General features: G+C 34.8%; 12 protein-coding genes and 3 tRNA genes. 13 read left to right on the top strand and 2 right to left on the bottom strand.

The genetic code is table 11. The annotated features are described in order from the left end of the window. Nucleotides 1–110: 110 nt before the first annotated feature. From AC5YGG_RS06950 to AC5YGG_RS06940, 3 genes are all read left to right on the top strand, one after another. Nucleotides 111–824 carry an SMI1/KNR4 family protein gene (locus AC5YGG_RS06950; protein WP_496143775.1) on the top strand — a complete coding sequence of 238 codons (714 nt, stop codon included), beginning with the start codon at nt 111–113 and terminating at the stop codon, nt 822–824. Nucleotides 825–927: 103 nt separating this feature from the next. Then, the gene (locus tag AC5YGG_RS06945) at nt 928–1,716 is read left to right on the top strand and encodes an SDR family oxidoreductase (RefSeq protein ID WP_496143774.1); all 789 of its coding nucleotides are present in this window, start codon (nt 928–930) and stop codon (nt 1,714–1,716) included. Between the two features lie 220 nt (nt 1,717–1,936). Continuing rightward, the gene (locus AC5YGG_RS06940) at nt 1,937–5,422 is read left to right on the top strand and encodes a glycosyltransferase family 117 protein (RefSeq protein ID WP_496143773.1); all 3,486 of its coding nucleotides are present in this window, start codon (nt 1,937–1,939) and stop codon (nt 5,420–5,422) included. A 306-nt stretch (nt 5,423–5,728) separates the two neighbouring features. On the opposite strand, the gene AC5YGG_RS06935 is transcribed toward AC5YGG_RS06940, so the two are convergent. Further along, nucleotides 5,729–6,541 carry an AraC family transcriptional regulator gene (locus AC5YGG_RS06935; RefSeq protein ID WP_496143772.1) on the bottom strand — a complete coding sequence of 271 codons (813 nt, stop codon included), beginning with the start codon at nt 6,539–6,541 and terminating at the stop codon, nt 5,729–5,731. Between the two features lie 131 nt (nt 6,542–6,672). On the opposite strand from AC5YGG_RS06935, the gene AC5YGG_RS06930 reads away from it, so the two are divergent. The 5 genes from AC5YGG_RS06930 (at nt 6,673) to AC5YGG_RS06910 (ending at nt 12,575) form a co-directional block, all read left to right on the top strand. Further along, the gene (locus AC5YGG_RS06930; RefSeq protein WP_496143771.1) at nt 6,673–7,995 is read left to right on the top strand and encodes a TolC family protein; all 1,323 of its coding nucleotides are present in this window, start codon (nt 6,673–6,675) and stop codon (nt 7,993–7,995) included. A gap of 4 nt (nt 7,996–7,999) precedes the next feature. After that, on the top strand, nt 8,000–9,058 hold the full coding sequence (locus tag AC5YGG_RS06925) for an HlyD family secretion protein (RefSeq protein WP_496143770.1): 1,059 nt from the start codon (nt 8,000–8,002) through the stop codon (nt 9,056–9,058). Continuing rightward, nucleotides 9,058–10,650, top strand: a complete 1,593-nt coding sequence (locus tag AC5YGG_RS06920) for an MFS transporter (RefSeq protein ID WP_496143769.1) — start codon at nt 9,058–9,060, stop codon at nt 10,648–10,650. The genes AC5YGG_RS06925 and AC5YGG_RS06920 overlap by 1 nt, the downstream gene beginning before the upstream one ends. Nucleotides 10,651–10,865: 215 nt before the next feature. Next, a complete protein-coding gene (locus tag AC5YGG_RS06915; protein WP_496143767.1) occupies nt 10,866–11,852 on the top strand; it encodes a GlxA family transcriptional regulator in 987 nt (328 codons plus the stop codon). A gap of 96 nt (nt 11,853–11,948) precedes the next feature. Beyond that, nucleotides 11,949–12,575, top strand: coding sequence for a DJ-1/PfpI family protein (locus tag AC5YGG_RS06910; protein WP_496143766.1), 627 nt, complete (start codon nt 11,949–11,951; stop codon nt 12,573–12,575). Between the two features lie 146 nt (nt 12,576–12,721). On the opposite strand, the gene AC5YGG_RS06905 is transcribed toward AC5YGG_RS06910, so the two are convergent. After that, nucleotides 12,722–13,756: a S66 family peptidase gene (locus AC5YGG_RS06905; protein ID WP_496143764.1), complete on the bottom strand. Its 1,035-nt coding sequence runs from the start codon at nt 13,754–13,756 to the stop codon at nt 12,722–12,724. Nucleotides 13,757–14,167: 411 nt separating this feature from the next. Here AC5YGG_RS06905 and AC5YGG_RS06900 point away from each other — a divergent pair. The 5 genes from AC5YGG_RS06900 to AC5YGG_RS06880 all read left to right on the top strand — a co-directional run bounded on the left by AC5YGG_RS06900 (nt 14,168) and on the right by AC5YGG_RS06880 (nt 18,161). Then, nucleotides 14,168–14,240 (top strand) — tRNA-Lys (locus tag AC5YGG_RS06900). Nucleotides 14,241–14,316: 76 nt separating this feature from the next. Next, a tRNA-Lys gene (locus AC5YGG_RS06895) sits at nt 14,317–14,389 on the top strand. 69 nt (nt 14,390–14,458) lie between these two features. Beyond that, nucleotides 14,459–14,531, top strand: a tRNA-Lys gene (locus AC5YGG_RS06890). Between the two features lie 763 nt (nt 14,532–15,294). Beyond that, nucleotides 15,295–16,626, top strand: coding sequence for a tetratricopeptide repeat protein (locus tag AC5YGG_RS06885; protein ID WP_496143763.1), 1,332 nt, complete (start codon nt 15,295–15,297; stop codon nt 16,624–16,626). A 107-nt stretch (nt 16,627–16,733) separates the two neighbouring features. Further along, nucleotides 16,734–18,161: a tetratricopeptide repeat protein gene (locus AC5YGG_RS06880; protein WP_496143762.1), complete on the top strand. Its 1,428-nt coding sequence runs from the start codon at nt 16,734–16,736 to the stop codon at nt 18,159–18,161. Nucleotides 18,162–18,369: the final 208 nt, after the last annotated feature.

Genomic DNA, 18,369 nt, shown 5'->3' with positions numbered 1-18,369 from the left:
AGAAGTGTTTATAATAAAAAAGTAAATACCTACATCTGTATGGTGCGTAATACATAAATCAAAGAAATATCAAAATTTAATTAATATCAAATACTGAAACCATAACAATAATGAATATATCAGCATTAGAAAAGAAATATAACTTTCAATACCCGGAAATTTACAGACAGTTAAATGAAAATAATATGTTGGATTGGGGAGAAGCAGAAAGTGAATGGTATGCTACAACCTTTCCAAAATTAAAAGAAAATCCACCATTGCTTCTGTTTGGATATGATATTGAAATATGGAATGATGAAGAGCTCGTAGATACTTCCATTGAAGAAATGAAAGATGTTGAAGACTACAGAAATATTCATCCAAAGTATCAATTTGTTCCGTTTGCGGCTAATGGAGCAGGAGATTTATATGCATTTCAGTTTGATCTGGAGAAGAATGGTGAAGTTCCTGTGACGATTATTCCGCATGATGATGAAGAAGCTGAAGTGCTTGCCGGAAATTTTAAGGATTTTATATTTCGTCAGCTATTGGAAGCAGTCACAGAAGTAGATGAAGAATCCATGTTCTTTGAAGAAGATGAAGAGGAAATGAAAAATAATCTTCTCAATCAATTGAAAACCCATGAACCTTATTTAACTCCAAAACAGGTGGACATTCTCAAGAATATCTATCAGCGTGATATTTTTGAATATACCTATGAAGTATCTGCAGGTAATTCCTTTGAAACCGAAGGTCTGGTGACGTTTGATGAGGTAAAAGAAATTCTCGGCAAAGAAATAGCTTTTGATCAGCTTGATAAAACATTTAATTATACAGAATATTAATTTTATAAATTAAAACTCCTGCCAATCAGTATTGACAGGAGTTTTTTTATTCATGTTATCTTATTTTCTTACCTTTAATAGGTAAAACCATTATCAGTATATTATGAATATTCAGCTTTTTTCAAAAAATGCTTTAGTAGGAGGTGCTACTCAGGGAATAGGAGCCGGAATCGCTCTTGAGTTGGCAAAATGTGGTGCCAATGTCACTTTAATGGCTCGTAATGAAACCAAACTAAAAGATTTCATGGCTACATTGCCGGTGATAAATCCAGATCAGAAACATGAATATCTTGTGGCAGATTTTTCAGACTTTGAAAGCTATCGATTAATCATTACAAAATATTTTAGTACACATTCCATAGATATTCTGGTGAATAATACCAATGGTCCGGAACCGGGACTTTCCGTTGACAAGAATGTAGAAGATTATCAGAAAGCCTTTGATCTGCTATTTAAAACGGTTTGTGAAACCACTTTATTAGCTTTGCCATACATGATAAAACAAAAGAATGGTCGCATCATCAATGTTTCCTCACTCTCTGTAAAAGAACCTATTGGAAATCTGGCGCTTTCCAATTCTATCCGTTCAGCAGTTATGGCTTGGGCAAAAACCTTATCTAATGAAGTCGCTCAGCATAATATTACCGTGAATAATATTTTAACCGGATATTTTGATACCGAACGTATTAAAAAGCTCGTGAATAGTGAGTCTCAGCAAGCAGGTATTTCTGAAGAAGATATCAGAAAAGCCCGCGAAAATAAAATCCCGATGAAGCGTTTCGGAACCCCTGAAGAATATGGTCATCTTGTAGCTTTTCTTGCTTCAGAATACTCATCTTATCTTACAGGAACAAGTATTCCTCTAGATGGAGGATTGAATAATACATATTGATAAATTGAAGGAAAAGAAGATGTAGGCTGAAAGTAAAACGTAATTGAAATATAATCAATAGCTCAGTATTTTTACTGCTAATGATAATTTATATTAGATATTTAGGCTGACAGCGGCTTCCATCTTCTGGCTCTATTTATAAATTTATTAAAAAAAACACCTTTTCATGTAATAAATCTTTTCTATCAGTTGTCTTACTGATATTATTGGAAAATATTATATGAAAAATTGGTCTTTTAAACAATGGAACACCATTCTTGGTTGGTTCCTTTTTGCGATTGCATTCATTACCTATCTCTCAACGATAGAACATTTTTTGAGCTTTTGGGATTGTGGCGAATATATTTCTTCAGCAAGCAAACTTGAAGTAACACACGCTCCCGGAGCTGCCTTATTTCAGATTGTAGGGGCAGTAGCAAGCATATTTGCATTGGGAAACAGCAGTAATTATTCTATAGTGATCAATGCTATGTCTGCGTTGTTCAGTGCACTTACGATTTTATTTTTATTCTGGACCATTACTCATCTTTTCAGAAGGCTTTTAAATAAAAATTCAGAAGAGATTACCAGGCATCAGGAAATTTCCATTTTGTTTGCCGGAGCTATTGGTGCCCTATGTTTTACATTTTCGGATACCTTCTGGTTTTCGGCGGTAGAAGGAGAAGTATATTCAATGGCATCTTTGTTTATTGCACTTTTACTCTGGCTGATTACCAAATGGGAAAATGAATATCAGGCTGCAGATAACGAAAGATGGATTATTCTTATTTTCTTTATTATAGGGCTTTCTGTAGGAGTTCATATGATGTGTATGCTGGCGATTCCGGCAATATGCCTGATATATTATGCAAGAAATTATTCATTTACGTGGAAGAATTTTATTGTCGCCAATCTTATAACACTGGGAGTTCTGGCATTTGTGTTTAAAATTATTTTTCCTTTGATCATGACGATGTTCGGAAGACTGGAAATTTTCTTTGTCAACGGATTGGGAATGCCTTTCCATTCAGGAACGGTAGTCGCATTTATTCTGATGGTAATGATTAGTTTCTTTCTCATTAAATATGCCAGAAAAACAAAAAAGAATGTTTACCAGACCATCGTTTTATCTGTCGTATATATGATTATTGGCTTTTCATGCTGGATGGTGATCCCGATCAGAGCAAACGCAAATCCGCCAATGAACCTTAACGATCCTGATACGGCAATCGGGATGAAAGATTACTACAATAGAGAACAGTACGGAGACTGGCCTACAATCTACGGACAAAATTATACAGCCGCTCTTGATAGAAAAGGCTTGGAAAAAAATGAAGACGGCAGCTATAAAAGACAAGTAACCGGAGATATGTATGAGAAGGATGAAAAAACCAAAACATACAGAAAAACGGGAGAAAGATTCAATTATGTCTACAATAAATCTCACATAAGCTTTATGCCTAGAATGTTCAGTGAGGATAAAGATGTAATGGCTAACTATATTTCAATGTACGGAGCGCCGGATTTTACATTCAACTATGATAATGAAGATATAGCTGATAACCCACAGGCAAAACAGATTTTTGATGAGCTAAGAGCAAAATATGAAGATGACTCTATCACCGTGGATGATTATATGAAAGTGAAGCCCTATGATCTTATCAACGTCCAAAGACCTTCATTTGCACAGAATATGGACTACTTTTTTTCCTTTCAGAACGGATATTATTTTGTAAGATATCTGATGTGGAATTTTGTAGGAAGACAGAACGATCTTCAGGGACATATGGAAAATACGAATGGAAACTGGATTTCAGGATTTTCATTTATTGATGATGCTTTATGGGGAAATCAGGATCATATGCCGGCTAAATTTAAGAATGAAAGTACAGTGAAATTCTTCTTTTTGCCTCTTATTTTAGGGCTTATAGGCTTCTTTTTCCAATTGAACAGAGATTTTGGGAGATTCTATGCACTATTATCATTATTTATTGTAACAAGTGTGGGAATTGTTTTCTACACAGGAGTAAAACCATTTGAAGTAAGAGAAAGAGATTATGCAATGGTAGGATCGTTCTATGCGTTTGCCATTTGGATCGGACTGGGAGCAGGGAGTATTCTATGGGTTGTTCAATCTAAAGTAAAATCCAATACTGCCAATATTATGCTTGGGGTAATTTTGCTGGGAATCCCTTTTATGATGGGTTTCCAGAATTATGTTTCACATGACAGAAGTAAAAAATCTGCAGCTTATGACTCTGCCTACTCATTTCTTGCTTCCTTACCTAAAAATGGTATTATTTTCACTTATGCCGACAATGATACCTATCCGGTTTGGGGTCTCCAGGAAACTGAAAGATTCCGGGATGATGTGAAAACAGTGAACTTCACACTGCTTGCCACTCCATGGAATGTAGATCAGGTAAAAAGAAAAACTTACAATGCGGCGGCAGTTCCCGGTGGGTTAACCCACGAAGAATACAGAGATGGAGTAAACGATCAGGTATATCTTATGAAAAAGGAAGACTGGGAAGGAATGTTTGCTATGCTAAAAGATCAGGGAGCTCCGGATGCAGAGTTTCAGGAATTCAAAAAATTTCTTACTCAGGATTCAATGACGGTAAAAGAAGCTCTTCAATTTTTAAAACATAAATCTCCGGCTAAAGATGAGCTGTTGAAAATGTATTTTGGGGAGAAAGAATACGAAAAATATAACATCATTCCGGTACATAAATTTGTTCTTCCTGTGAATAAAGAGAATGCCGTGAAATCAGGAATTATTAATCCGTCTGATCTTCAGCATGCAGTGGATCAGATTACCATTAATTATGAAGCAAATACGCTCTATAAAAGTCATCTTATCATGATGGATATATTGGCAAACTTTGACTGGAAACGCCCTATAAACTTCTCTTCAGCAGGAATGTATGACAGCCAGAATTTATTTTACCTTGATGATTTTCTGCAGTTTGACGGATTCAGTTACAGGCTCATTCCTATTCGTACTCCTCAAAGTCCGGAAGGTGATAAAGGTAGGGTAGATGCTATTTCACTTTACAATGTTGTAAAAAACTATAAATGGGGGAATTTTAAGGATTTAAGCATTTATTATGACGAAACCGCTACTTCCAATATTATAAACTACAGAATGTCGGTAAGCAGAGCCGTTTCTGCGCTTGTTCTCAAAGGAGAAAAGGCAAAAGCAAAGGAACTATTGGATCTTATTGCAAAAGAAATTCCTGCTGAAAAATACAATGATCCCCGTTCATTAAGCTCCATTGTAACAGGATATATTGTCGCAGGAGAAGAACAAAAAGGACTTCAGTTGGCGGAAAATTTAAAGAAATCAATATTTGAAGAGTATGATTATTACCTTAAACTTTCTCCGGAATTTCAGGCAACAGCCAGAAGACAGATGAGACCAAAACCTATGGAGTATGCCCTTGTTGTTTCTGCTGTAACAGATGCTTACAAGATATTAGGACAGAATGATAAAGCAAAAACATACCTGTTGAAATCCATTGAACCGATAGACGAAAAATTCAATATACTAGTCAAAGGGCTTCAGAAAATGGACAAAGAAAAAGCTACAAAAGAATCAGAAAAAGTTCAGAGAATCACTACTTTCTATCAATATTTATTCAATGTAATGGAGCCTTTTGATTCTGCCTATTCAAAAAAGAAAGAAGAGCAGATTACCAGCGCCATTATGAAAGCCGTACAATAATTAAAAAAATAAGTCATTAAAGCAGACTGGTGATAAAAAGAGGATTTGTTTTATATAGTTTCGTCATAAAATCACGTGATTTTACCTCATTTTATCCCTTTCTGCTTAATGATTTTCATCAAGCATTCTGCAAAACCATATACCATTAATATTCTCAAAAAAAAATCATGAATTCATGGCAAAAAATACTACAGATCCTTCTATTTCCTCAAGCATTCGGGAAAACTATATATCATTAATATTCTCAAAAAAAAATTCGTGAATTCGTGGCAAAAAAATACCCACAGCAATAAAACACAAGCCCCATCAAATAGAAGGTGCACGAAAAGCCTTACTACTTTTCCTTAAATCTGAAGGTCTAGACTGCGTAAACTCATGAAAAGTATCACTAAACGCACTGATCGAGCTGTACCCAACATCATCCGCAATTTCATTAATCGCCTTATCAGTATTCAGAAGCAGCTCAATAGCTTTAATGATTCTTAATGTTTTTAAATACTGAAGAAACGAAATATTCATATCTGTTTTAAAAAGGCGTGACATCGAGCGTTCACTCAACCCAAATCTCGCACTTACATTGGTAAGCGTAAGCTTTTCCCCGATATTCCATTCCAGATAAGAAACAATTCTCATCATTTGTTTGTTGTGGGTTGCAGGAAGAATGATTGGTAAAGGTTGCTTATGGGTTTTAGGCAGAATCTTTTTTAGGGCGATCAGAAATTCAAAATTCTCATCCTTTTCCGTCACATGCTTTTCATCCCACATTTCCGTGTATTTAATCATTTGGATTAAAAGTTCTGATGCCGGATAAATTCCAAGTTTACCATAAAAAGGATCTGACGAATCATCATGAGCATAAAAATAAAGAGAACGAAGAACGGTAGCGGTGTGTCCGATCTCTAAGATATGTTCCATACCTTGGGGTATCCAGAAGAAATGTCTGGCTGGGACTACGTATGTCCGGTTATCTATTGTAATATAAGCAATACCGCCTTCTACATAGCTTAACTGCCCTTTCGTATGTTTATGAAAAGGAATCAGTTTCTCTGATTTTTCGTGCATCACAAATACACTTTTGTCGTGTTTATCGATATCCGGAAGTGCTGCTATTAACCCCATAAAAACTTTGTTAATTTATGAAAATGCAAATATAATCATTTGGCTGGAATCATGTAAAAGTTGACTATTTTAGATAAAGATAATATCAGGATTGAGAATAAATTTGCAGTGCAATAATTCGAAAAATTCAAATGAAAATTTATGTCACCGGACTGCTGATGCTGGGAGCTTCCTACGCCATATCAGCCCAGACAGGCAGTCCAAGCAATGATACCATCCGAATCTCCCTAAAAGATGCATGGCAAAGAGCTGAAGAAAACAGCCGTCATATTAAGATCAAAACTATTAATGTAGACATCGCAGAAGCAGAAGTAAAAGACGCCAAAAGAGAACGTCTTCCGGAAATAGAAGTAAAAGGTTCTGCAGAAAAAGCGTCCAACATTCCCATCTATGAAAATGGTATCTTTTCCAAACCTACCCAACATGAAGTAATCCACACCCTTTACAGAGCCGGAGCCGATTTTTATCTTAATATTTACAACGGGAATAAATTAAATCTTAAAATCAAGGAAAACCAGACCCTTCAAAAGATAAAAAATATTCAAAAGGAGCAATCCGTTTCTGATATCCATTACAAAACAGCTGCACTTTATCTTGAATTACAGAAAACATTAATCTTCAGAGACCTTATTAAACAGGATATTGAAGATCAGAAGACACAGCTTAAAGAAATACAAGCCTTATATAAAAACGGAGTAGTACTTAAAAGTGATGTGTTAAGAATAGATCTTGAGCTTTCCAAACGTAAAATGACTTTGGTTACTATTGAAAATGATATTCTTATCGCAACTCAAAAATTAAACATTATTCTTGGGGTGCCCGATGAACAGATAGTAATTCCAGAAACTCCTTTGAATCAGTGGGATGAAAGTACAACGTATGCAGAATATTTGAAACTGGCGCTGGATCACTCTTTCGATTATCATGTTTCCGAACAGCAAACGGAGCTGAGTATGATCAAACTGAAACAGGTAAAAGCCAACGTACGCCCTAAAGTCGGTATGTACGGAGAATTTTATTATGCCAATCCGCAGATATTCCTATATCCTTATAACCCTTATTGGTATTCATTAGGAATTGTAGGAATTAAAGCTTCATTTTCTATTTCCTCACTCTACCACAATACCCAGAAAGTAAAAGCCGCAGCGCTGGAATTTGAAAAAGAAGAAGAAGTACACAAGGATACGGAAGATAAAATAAGACAACAGGTAAAAGAAGCCTATCTGAGGTATCAGGAAGCTCTTGAGCAGATAAAAGTGGCAGAATCCAATGTTGCTCAGGCAAAAGAAAATGCAAGGATCATTAAAAATACTTATTTCAGCCAGACCTCTCTTATAACAGAATTACTGGATGCTGATATACAGTTTCTTCAGACGAAATTCGAATTGGAGGCTGCAAAGATCATGGCACAAAACAATTATTATTTACTACAAAATATCACAGGCGTTTTATAATACAATGAAAAAAAAATATACTCCCACCGACAGACTGATCACAAAGATTACAGGATGGATTTCAGTTTTAATCGTTGCCGCACTTGCTGTCTGGGGCGGTTTTACCTTAAAGAATTATTACCGATATGAACAAACCAATGATGCTCAGGTACAGGAATATGTAAACCCTGTGATTTCAAGAGCAGGAGGTTTCATTGTTGCCGTAAAATTTGAGGAAAACCAGGAAGTAAAAAAAGGAGATACCCTTTTGCTTATTGATAATCGGGAATATGTTCTCCAGCAGAAACAAACTCAGGCGGCACTTCAGAAAGCGCGTGCTGAACTGAAAGTGTTAGAAAGTAATACCGGAACCACAGAAAAAGAAGCCGCAGCAGCTCAGGCACAGGTAGATGCCAATAAAGCAAAAGTATGGAAACAACAGCTTGATTATAACCGTTATAAAAAACTTTACGACGAAGAATCTGCTACAAAACAAAGACTTGAAGATGTAAAAGCAACGTTGGATGTCAATGAAAGTGACTATCAGTCTTCTCAGGACAAATATGCCGCTTCTGTATCTAAAATAAGTGATATCCAGGCAGAAAAAACTGTAGTGCGTGCTGAAATTGCAAGACTTGAAGCTTTACTGGACCGTCACAAGCTGGACGTTAGTTATACCGCTGTAGTAGCATCTTACGATGGAAGAATGGGGCGAAGAACCGTTGAGGTAGGACAAATGATTGATGCCGGAGAAACTCTTGCCTTTATCGTTAACAACGAAACAGACAAATGGGTGGTTGCCAATTATAAAGAAACCCAGATCAAAGATATGCATGTAGGAGATCGAGTAAAAATTGTGGCAGATTCTTATCCCGACAGAGAATTTCAGGGAACCATCATTTCGCTATCACCAGCTACAGGTTCCAGTTTCTCATTATTGCCTCCCGATAACTCTACCGGAAACTACGTGAAAATTGTACAACGTATTCCTGTGAGAATCAAAGTGGAAGGAAAAAGAAAAGACATCGACGTTCTGAAAATGGGAATGAACGTCAATGTATATGCCAATAAAAAACACTCCTAATGGCTAAAAGACAAATGCCTTACTTCAAAAGATGGGCTCCGGAATGGCTGGTGAAAATTATTCTTTTCTCCATGACCCTGCCCGGAATCATCATATTTTTTCTGCCGTTATCCAATGTGAATGCAGCAGCAGGATATTATGGAAGTGAGCCGGCGGATATCCAGTTTTCTGTAGCGTTATTTTATGCAGGATATGTGGGATTTTACAGCCTGGAAAGAAGATTTTTCAGTTTTCTTGCAGCTAAAGAATACTTTCTATTATTTACAACATTACAGATTGTAGCGTGTCTGATATGTTATTTAACCCATGAGATCTACGTCCTCTTTCCGATACGTTTCCTTCAGGGAATGTTATTTGCAGGAAATGTCAACCTTTCACTTACTTTGATTTTTACCCGCTTGAGCAGCGAAAGAGGACGAGAGATCAGTTTTTCAGTGTTTTTTGGTATACTCATCTGTGCATTACCTTTTAATAACCTGATTACAGCAGATCTCATAGACTCATATAATTTTAATATTGTCTATAAAACAGCGATCTTTTCATATCTGCCGGGGCTTATTTTTCTTACCCTGGCGATGACGAATTACAGACCCAACGTGAGATTCCATTTGTACAAATTAGATTGGCAAAGTTTTGCAGTTTTCAGTACAATTCTCGTCTTAGTAGGATATATTACTATTTTCGGACAGGAATATTATTGGCTGGAAGATCCTCGTATTTTAGGAAGTGTGATCGGAATTCTTGCGTTGGGAGCAATATCTGTTTTCCGTCAGAAGTCAATTAAACGATCTTATATTGATTTAAGAGTTTTCAGATACAGAAACTTTAAGATTGGTCTGCTGGTTCTCTTTGTAATGTATATCTGTCGTTTTGCTTCAGGAATTACCAATGCTTTTTTTGCGACAGAACTTCATCTCGATCCGTTTTATATTTCTTATATCAACATCTTTAACCTTTCTGGATTAATTGTCGGAGTTATCATAGCCTGCTGTATGGTTTTACAGAAGAAAAGAATACAGTATGTCTGGGTTCCTGGCTTTTTAATGTTGCTTTTGTTTCATGCGCTGATGTATTATTCCTTTGATATACAAGCGAATGAATTCAATTATTATATTCCTTTATTTCTTCAGGGATTAGGCGTAGGATTAATCATGGTGCCGACGATTATTTTCATTATATCATCAGTTCCGGCTTCTATAGGTCCATCAGCGGCAGCAACAGCACTGGCAATACGGTACCTGGGATTCTGCGTCAGCATAGCTTTGATTAATTTTTTTGAACTTTATGAAAAAAGTCGTCATTATAATGCTTTTCAGGATCATCTAAGTGCAGTAGATCCTTTTGTTAAAGACTTTCTTCATAAGCAAACCTCTAAGCTGACTGCACGCGGAATGCTCGAAGACCACGCTGTAAAAGCTTCAAATAAACTCTTAGTAAGCAGAATGAATGTTCAGGATCACGTGCGTTTTGCAATGGATTATTACGAAATAATGGTTTGGCTGCTTGCCGCTTTCCTTTTATTGATCATCCTTTTACCCTATCTGAATCGTACAGCATTGTACTTAAAATCCCGCAGCTTATCACCTGCATAAACGAATTCAGAGTATTTCCGGAATTGCAGCCACTTGCAGAAGTTTTTTCAGTTCCTATACAAACAAAAAGTATAGCTTTATAGCTAATTTTATAGTGAGAGTGGAAAGACTGTCTTTTTAAGGCAGTCTTTTTTGTGTCCGAAAATGTTCTTTTTTTGTCATTGCAGCCATAAGGCATTCTGGATACCTTTGCATTATACAATTGAGAAACGGACATGCAGGAAAAAAATAAGCAAAAGAAAAATATAGTACTTTTAATATTGCCGGAGGTGCAGCTATTGGATGTTGCCGGTCCCTGTGATGTTTTTACAGCTGCCAATTTCTTTAATACTGCTGATATTGGATATCAGGTTTATATCGTATCTGGTACTTCTGATAAGATGATACACTCAAGTTCAGGAATGCCTTTAATTTGCAGCCACACAATTTATGATATTGATTTTCCAATAGATACTTTATTAGTGGCGGGAACAGAACTTAAAGTATTAGACCAGATCACCTCCGATTTTTACAATTATTTGCAAAATATAATTACACAGGTAAGGCGCATCGGATCGGTATGTGTTGGAGCATTTGTATTAGCAAAAGCAGGACTTTTAAAAGGAAAACAGGTAACAACTCATTGGAAATATGCCGATATTTTACAAAAAAACTATCCTGATCTGAACGTAAATATCAATCCGTTTTTTATAAAAGATCAGCAAATATATACATCGGGAGGAGTTTCTTCAGGGATGGATCTTGCATTGGCGTTATTAGAAGAAGACTTTGGAAAACCATTGGCTTCCGAAGTTGCCAAGCATCTTGTGCTTCATTTAAAAAGACCCGGAGTACAATCCCAATTTGGAAATGCTTTACCCGATTATGAAATGCTTTCTTCCTTTACAAAACAAGTGCGAGATTGGCTTAAAGACAAACTTGAACAGTCAATAAACATAGAAAATATCGCTGAATTCATGAATATGAGTGTCAGGAATTTCTCAAGAGTATTTCTAAAAGAATCAGGAATGACACCCGGTAAGTTCCTTGAAAAAATGAGACTTGATCAGGCTAGAAATATGTTGGAATATACCGATATGAGCATCGATCTGATTGCTGAAAAATCCGGTTTGGGGAGCGTTGTTTCCCTTCGGAGATTATTTCTGAAATATCTGTCACTTTCTCCTGCACAATATCGCAAAAACTCTAAGAGCACAGAATAATTCTTTCATCTGACGAGTTTCAAAAAGGCTGATGAATATTCATTAGCAGGGAATTATATGCCCTTACATTAAATATTAATCTTTAAAAATAGAATTATGAAGCAAGAACAAAATGAAAAAACTATTAATGTCGCATTTTTAATTTATGATCAGGTAGAAGTCCTGGATTTAAACGGTCCTTTGGATGTTTTTGTGAAAGCAAATGTAATTCGCCCGGGAAGTTACAATTGCTACACCGTTGGAGAATCTGAAGAAGCAGTATTTACAGAAGCCAATACCATGAAAATTATTCCAACTTATAGTGTGAAAACTGCACTTAGACCTGATATGATCGTCATTCCCGGAGCCAATCCGGAGCAGGTGATGAAATGTTTGCAGAATGATGATTTTCAGAAAACTGTAATGGGTTGGGTAAAAAGTTGTTATAATGATGATACAGTTGTTTTTACAATTTGCACGGGAAGTATGCATTTATCCCGTACAGGTATTTTGGATCATTATGAAATTACAACCCATTCAATGCTGCTAGACGTTTTAGAAGAACACAATCCAAAAAGTATAGTCAACAAAAATACTCGTTTTGTTGATCAGGAAAAATTGATTACTACCGCTGGAATAACGGCTGGAATAGATGCCGCGCTTTATCTGGTCGGGAAACATTACGGGAAAGAGCTGGAAAATACTATTATTGAGCTTTTTGAATATCAGCAGAAAATTGGGTAAGGATTGCATGTTCAAAAAGATTTCATGTTGAAAAATTGCTCTTGTATAGATTGATTAAATGTTTTAATCCACAAAATCATCGTGATACAATATATATCTTAATAATTCGCGGGCTTCAGCCCGCGAATTGATTAATATAAAGAGAGTTATAAAACGCCGCTTTCCAATATTGAAAATGTCTTATCAATACAATTAATTTCAGCAAGTTTCCCATAAGGAAGTGTGAAAGTAGGGCAGGTATGACCAAAATCCATCTGAGTGATCACAGGAAGATCATATAAACCTTCTTCATCCAGAACTTTCAGTAATTCGGCTTCATATTCTTCAGCATATAAATTATTATAAGGTCTTCCAAAAATAATTCCTTTAGCATATTTCAGAATTCCCATGGTAGCATAATTTCTCAGCCACCATCGTACATATTCAGGCTTAGGCATATCTTCTGATGTCTCAAAAAAAAGAATGCAATCTTTCCATGTTTCCAGATCTGGCCAGTAATCGGTTCCTTTAAGCATTTCCAATACTTCCATACAACCTCCTATTAATGGTCCCTGCGCAATAGAATTCCCTCTTATAAAACGCCATCCCGTAGATGGAGTCAGTTTTCTTTTGATATCCTGTAGTGAAACATCAAACCAATCAAGAAATTCAGTGGTCCAGCCTTCTTCATTAGGGTGAATCTGTCCAATGATGTTAGAAGAGAACAGCGTTTTTTTAATATCATTGATCTGATAATCATGCATTCCTCCGTTTTCTGCAAATCCTACCAATAGGGAAGTACCGTAAAAAGAGCTTAAACCAGCTTTAAGACAGATAAAATGAGTTACTGTACTATCGGAAAATCCTAGAAATATCTTAGGATTTTTTTTAATTACTTCCCAATCAATATACTTTAACATTCGTACACTATCGTCTCCGCCAATATTTGAAATAACAGCCTTTACAGAAGAATCTGAAAAAGCTTCCATAAGATCATTTGCCCTTGCTTCCGGATTATTGTAGATCCATTCTGCTGATTGTAAGGCATGCTTTGTTTCGGTAACTTCCAGATTGAAAATTTGATGTAAACGTTCCTTACCCTTTAAATATCGATGAGGTAAATCACCGGCAGCACCCCACGACATGGATATGGTTGCTATTTTATCACCGCTGACTAACTTTTTGGGAGTAATTAATTTCATAAATATTAAGTAATATAAAAAGAAAAAATTGTGATTTGAGATAACTTAACTCTTGAAAAGATAAGTCGGTAAGAGGCTATTATTGTCTCTTCTCTCTCAAAAATAGAACTTATTTCTAGTAAAAGCAAAAGGAATTCTAAAATGTTCAGTAAAAAGAAAAATATTTTCATTCATTCTGATGGGCGTGAACATGGATGTCAACAGTGATTTTGCTCGTCGAAGACAGGATTTGGCAGAAGTTTAAAATTTTAAGCGGAAAAAATAATATTCGTAAATTATTTATAAACAGATGTTTAATTATTTTGAATAAAATTTTATGATAAAAAGCTTGAAAAAATTTGGAATTTAAGAGGGTTTTCCTATCTTTGCAGTCCCTTAAACAAAGGGATTTACTTAAAAAAGTAAGTGACCGACTCGGTAGCTCAGCTGGTAGAGCAATACACTTTTAATGTATGGGTCCTGGGTTCGAATCCCAGCCGGGTCACAAATAAAAAAACTGCATTTCAGTAGTTATTTTTATCTCTCTTGAAAAAGAGATTTACTTTGTAAAATAAGTGACCGACTCGGTAGCTCAGCTGGTAGAGCAATACACTTTTAATGTATGGGTCCTGGGTTCGAATCCCAGCCGGGTCACAATAAAAACTGCATTCGTAGTTATTTACCGCTCTTGAAAAAGAGATTTACTTTAAAAAATAAGTGACCGACTCGGTAGCTCAGCTGGTAGAGCAATACACTTTTAATGTATGGGTCCTGGGTTCGAATCCCAGCCGGGTCACAAATAAAAAACGACTATTTCAGTCGTTTTTTTGTTTTATACTATACTTCAAACCAGTTACTTGGGATCAAGCGCAAAAGTTGTGGGGCTTAGAATATTTAGATCAGTTTAATTTTAAAATTTAACGCAAAGGATTTCTATTATCTGGAGTTGTATTTTAGGAAGCAAAGGATGGAATCAATACAATTGATTCCATCCTTTGCTTTCTTAGAATAGGAGATAAGGTTATAAAAACTTTGTGTCAAATAAATTCCATAAATCCTTACAATGTAATCCCCATTTTTTGAGACTGATTCAAAGTACTCTACTAAAAAATCAGGAAGTAAGAATTTTACTAACTCATCAGGAATATACTTCCTTCAAATTTAAACTTAACACTAGATCCACAACTTTTGAGACTGATCACAATTTATCATAAAATAAATATTCTATATCTAGTGAAATTTATTATGTTTTTTTAAAAATTGGAACAGAATTTTCAATAGATAAAATGAGAAATTATGTATATTTATGACAAGAAGTGCGTATAATAGCAATGAATTGATTAATTTTTTACTGTATTTCTTGATATATACGGGGAGGTAATTTGAGAATATAGGAATAAGGAAAATTAAATTTCACGATTATTAAAAACAATAAAAAATATTTAAGATCGACGAGGGCGATGGTGATGTATACGTTTTGTATATGTCTTTTGTTGTTTATAGTATCTTGTAATCAAACTTCTCAGAATAAGGAAAGAGAAGTATTTGATACCTCCTTAATGAAAAAAAGCAATGAACTACAGCTTTCCGGAGAATATGAGGCTTTTATGGACCTTAATATGGCTTACCTGAAAAAAGCTGAAAAAATGAAGTATCAGGCAGGAAAAGGACTTTGCTATCTCAACATTGCAGGAGTAAATGTCTCTGCCGGAAATTATGAAAAGGCATTGTTTTTCTTTAATAACGCAGAAAAAGAACTTAGAAATTCAGAAAATAATTATCACAAAGCTACTTTTTATAATGATTATAGTCTCTATTTCTATCATCTGAAATTATATGATAAAGCCATAGAATGTAATAATAATGCATTTTACTATATAAAACGAACTGTAGATTCGGAACTTAAAAATAAATTACTCCCCAGAATTTACGTCAATAAAGGAATATTTTACGCTTTCAAGGGCTGGATGGGAACTTCATTAAAATCATTCCTTAAAGCTAATGAGCTGGAAAATTCAGCATACAGCAATTGTATGGTTGCCCAATATTACTTGTTTGCCCATCAGTTAAAGGAAGCTGTAATATACATAAATAAGGCAGATGAAAAGATGATCAGCCAAAAGACAAGTGATGTGGAATCCATGTGGGTTTACTTTACGATGGGATATTATTATAACGAAATTAATAACAGTGATGAAGCCGAGAAGAACCTTAAAAAAGCTCTTGAAATTAATATAAAAACAAAAAGAACCTATTCAACCCATATCGCAGCAGTTTATAAATCTCTGGCAGGATTATACAAAAAGAAAAATGATGGGGGTAAAGCCTATTATTATCTCAAAAATTATATGGAGGAAGAAAATCGGCTGGAAAGTGCACGGTTTGCAAGTATGAATAAAACAACGGATGATTTTATTTTAGAAATGAAAACAGAATCAGACTGGCAGAAAAGTTATTTACCTTTAACGATTGCTTTGTCAATATTTGTTTTGACGGTTTCCGGGGTGTACGTACAAAGGATTATCAGGATACTCCAAACCAAAAAAAGAAAATTAAAAAAAGAAACCGAAGAGCTGAAAAACAATGTTCAAAATAAAATGCTACAAGATGTAACTGAACTGGCAAAGAAAAATGATTCTTCCTTTTTGATGAGATTCAGGGAGCTGTATCCTGATTTTATTAATTCTCTTTTGATGATCAATCCTGATCTTGAAAATTCAGAACTTACCTTTTGTGCAATGTTGAAACTTGGTTTTTCTTCTAAAGAAATTGCAGATTATACTTTTGTGCAGCATCGGTCTATTCAGCAAAAAAAATATAGGCTCAGGAAAAGATTGAATATTTCAGGTGAGGAAGATCTTTACGCCTTTTTTAATAATCTACATAAATAGTACAGAAATAATTCTTCTATTTTAATTAATTTGTAATATATCTAAGTGTAGATAGTCGTTTTTTTATCATAATTTACAATATAATTTAGTTTTAACAGGAAAGAGCCATGATACGTATTTTTCTTTTCGCTTTACTTTTTCTTTTAGGTTCCTGTAGGCAGAGTTCCAAAGAATTTGAAAAGTCGTTTGATGTTCCCTTAACGCAAAAGAATGAAGAATTCCGCCTTTCCGGAGAATATGATTCCCTTGTAAACCTTAATAAGACATATTATGCAAAAGCAGATAAGATAGGGTATGAAGGAGGTAAAGCTTTATGTCTTATTAATTTGGCGGTAGTTAATATATCGTTGGAAAATTACCGGAAATCTCAGTTTTTCTTTGATGAAGCCAATGAAATTTTAGAAAATTCAAGCAATAATCTGCATAAAGCTGTATTCAATACTAATTATGCAAAATTTAATTATGAGCTTAGAAAATATGATAAATGTCTGAAATACAATAATAAAGCTATAGCCTTTATCACAAATAGTGAACAAAATGATAAGCAACTGAAAAATAATATACTTTTTAATATTTATCTCAAGCAAGGTATATTTTACAGTCAGAATAAGCAAAGCGATAAAGCACTTGAATATTTCCATAAAGCCCGAAAATTAGATCAGTCAGGATACGCAGATTGTGCCATAAGTGATTATGTTTATATGCATAAAAATATGGATTCTGCTAAAAAATATGTTACTATTGCTTACCATAAAGCGTTAGAACGAGGAAAAACAGATATAATAGCCCTGTATGCGAATACTATTATGGGAGAATATTATATTGCAGATAAACAATATAATAAAGCGGAAGAGGTGTTAAAAAAAGCTTTGAAAATCGATAGCCATACCAAACGCATTTCTGCTTATTATACCAAGTATATTTATAATGACCTGAGAGTAGTGTATGAAAATACAGGCGATAGTGAAAAAGCATATTATTATTTGAATGCTTATACGGAAGCAAATAGTAAAAATAATACCGCTGCCTTAAAGACTATCAATCAGGATATGGAATCTTTTATGGCGGAAACCGAAAAAGTTTCTGAAAACCACAGAAGAAATGTACAATGGGTGATCCTTATATCTGTTGCTGTCTTTTTATTGTTAGTTTTATATTCATGGAGAGTCATAAAACTATTAAAAGAGCGGAGAAATAAACTGAAATCCGAATCGGAACAGCTAAAGAACCAGATGAATGATAACAAACAGCATGAGCTTATAGAACTTGCCAAAAATAATGATGCTGCATTTTTGAATCTGTTTAAAGAAACATATCCCGATTTTATTCGTAAACTTCTATCTATCAATCCTGCACTTGAAAATTCAGAACTTACTTTCTGTGCGATGCTGAAGCTGCATTTTACTTCTAAAGAGATCGCGAATTATACACTTATTCAGCACAGAACTGTACAGCAGAAGAAGTACAGAATCAGAAAAAGGCTTAATATCCCAACTGAGACGGATATTTATCAGTTTTTTGATGAGTTGGTTTAAGTCAAAAAAAAACTGCCTGATTTCTCTTATCAGACAGTGTTTTCGAAATTTTTTTTTTTCACCACCTGGATTTCCTTAGTGGTCTCATGTCAAAATTGAAGATTTTTAATTAAAAGAAGAAAAAAAACAATACTACATAGGTACTACGTAGTAATATTTTTTATTTAAAAGATTGAAAATCAAATAACTGGTTTTTTATGTTGTTTTT

The organism is Chryseobacterium sp. CS2K3 (genome assembly GCF_059515185.1).
This window is presented reverse-complemented; position numbering and strand designations above follow the sequence as displayed.

Coding starts and splice junctions, on each gene's coding strand:
- AC5YGG_RS06945 (WP_496143774.1), top strand. CDS start 928: ATGAATATTCAGCTTTTTTCAAAAAATGCTTTAGTAGGAGGTGCTACT.
- AC5YGG_RS06940 (WP_496143773.1), top strand. CDS start 1,937: ATGAAAAATTGGTCTTTTAAACAATGGAACACCATTCTTGGTTGGTTC.
- AC5YGG_RS06885 (WP_496143763.1), top strand. CDS start 15,295: ATGAAAAAAAGCAATGAACTACAGCTTTCCGGAGAATATGAGGCTTTT.
- AC5YGG_RS06925 (WP_496143770.1), top strand. CDS start 8,000: ATGAAAAAAAAATATACTCCCACCGACAGACTGATCACAAAGATTACA.
- AC5YGG_RS06910 (WP_496143766.1), top strand. CDS start 11,949: ATGAAGCAAGAACAAAATGAAAAAACTATTAATGTCGCATTTTTAATT.
- AC5YGG_RS06930 (WP_496143771.1), top strand. CDS start 6,673: ATGAAAATTTATGTCACCGGACTGCTGATGCTGGGAGCTTCCTACGCC.
- AC5YGG_RS06950 (WP_496143775.1), top strand. CDS start 111: ATGAATATATCAGCATTAGAAAAGAAATATAACTTTCAATACCCGGAA.
- AC5YGG_RS06905 (WP_496143764.1), bottom strand. CDS start 13,756: ATGAAATTAATTACTCCCAAAAAGTTAGTCAGCGGTGATAAAATAGCA.
- AC5YGG_RS06935 (WP_496143772.1), bottom strand. CDS start 6,541: ATGGGGTTAATAGCAGCACTTCCGGATATCGATAAACACGACAAAAGT.
- AC5YGG_RS06915 (WP_496143767.1), top strand. CDS start 10,866: ATGCAGGAAAAAAATAAGCAAAAGAAAAATATAGTACTTTTAATATTG.
- AC5YGG_RS06880 (WP_496143762.1), top strand. CDS start 16,734: ATGATACGTATTTTTCTTTTCGCTTTACTTTTTCTTTTAGGTTCCTGT.
- AC5YGG_RS06920 (WP_496143769.1), top strand. CDS start 9,058: ATGGCTAAAAGACAAATGCCTTACTTCAAAAGATGGGCTCCGGAATGG.